The following is a 1383-nucleotide window of genomic DNA, read 5'->3' on the forward strand; positions in this document are numbered from 1 at the left end:
CGTCGCGCGATCTGGGAGCGCCAGAAGCAGGCGTACCCGCGGTTCGCCGAGTACGAGCAGAAGACGGACCGCGAGATCCCCGTCGTGGTGCTCGAGCCCCGCTAGCCGACGCCCACCCCGGGCGGGCTCAGGCGCTCGTGCAGGTCAGCGCCGGTGTCGGGGGCGTGCCGCTTCCGCTGCCCAGCAGCCCGAAGGTGGCGGTGCCACCGGCGGGCAGCGAGCCGTTCCACGACACGTTGCGCACGGTGAGCTGGTCACCCTGCGTCGTCAGCGAGCCGTTCCAGACCTGGTCGACCCGCTCGCCCGACGTGCGCCACGCGACGCTCCACGACGAGGTGGGCGACCCCGCCCGGACCGTCACCTCCGCCTGGAATCCGCCGGGCCACGAGTTCATGACCTTGAACGTCGCCGTGCACGCGCCCGCGGGCGGCGGCGTGGTGACGGTCGGAGTCGGCGTCGGCGTCGTGGTGGGGGTCGGCGTGGGCGTCGGGGTCGGCGTCACGGTGGGGGTGGGCGTCGGCGTGGGGTTCGTCGTCGTGGACGGGAGCGACGTGAAGAACCGCCAGATCTCGCCGGGCACCCACGACTGCTGCTGGCCGCGGTCGCGCGCGTCCCACTGGTGCCCGCTGTCGGACGCGAGCCACACGACGGGGTAGCCGTCGCGGCACGTGTACGCGGTCCGCGTGTGGGTGCCGCTGCCCGCGGCGGGCTCCTGCGCCTGCTGCGCCTGGCAGCCGTTGTTCCGCAGCGCGCGGTCCCGCAGCGCGCGGCCCTGCGAGATGTTGAGGACGTCGTCGACGACGCCGTGCGAGCCGAGGTACGCGATCGGCTGCGTGCCGCCGTCGCACCCGGACAGCTGGGCGCCGTTGAGCACCGCGACAGCCCGGAAGACGTTCGCGCGCGCGCACGCGAGCGCGTTGCTCATGCCGCCGCCGTAGGAGAACCCGGTCGCGAACCGCTGCGTCGTGTCGATGCACAGCGCGGCCTCGAGCGTCCTCAGCACGTCGTCGACGAACTGCACGTCGCGGCCGCCGCTGTTGGGCCACGCGTTGTCGATGCCCTGCGGCGCGACGAAGACGGTGCTGGTGCCGGCGAGCGGCTTCAGGCCGTAGAAGCCCTGGTTCACCACGTCGGACGCGGTGCCGTGCCACCAGTGCAGCCCCACGACCAGCCGGTACGCGCGGTTCGGGTCGTACCCGGACGGCACGTCGAGGCGGAACGTGCGCTGCTGCCCGCCGCTCGTGATCGTGTGGGTGCCGGTCGCGAGCCCGGCGGGGCGTCCGCAGCCGGCGGTCGTCGCCGCGCGGACGGCACCCGCGGCGCGGACGGTGTCCGGCAGGGCCGCGACCGCGGGCGCGGTGAGCCCGACGAGCGCGAGGACGG

General features: G+C 74.6%; 2 protein-coding genes. One reads left to right on the forward strand and one right to left on the reverse strand.

Features of this window, described 5'->3' with window-relative positions; translation table 11 throughout:
* Positions 1–9 precede the first annotated feature (9 nt).
* Positions 10–105 carry a nitroreductase/quinone reductase family protein gene (locus CTKZ_RS20975; protein WP_235843597.1) on the forward strand — a complete coding sequence of 32 codons (96 nt, stop codon included), beginning with the start codon at positions 10–12 and terminating at the stop codon, positions 103–105.
* Positions 106–127: 22 nt separating this feature from the next.
* On the opposite strand, the gene CTKZ_RS20980 is transcribed toward CTKZ_RS20975, so the two are convergent.
* On the reverse strand, positions 128–1383 hold a 1256-nt coding region (locus CTKZ_RS20980), incomplete at its 5' end, for a CE1 family esterase (protein WP_200829871.1).

Origin of the sequence: Cellulomonas algicola (genome assembly GCF_003851725.1) — a bacterium.
GTDB classification, from domain to species: Bacteria; Actinomycetota; Actinomycetes; order Actinomycetales; family Cellulomonadaceae; genus Cellulomonas; species Cellulomonas algicola.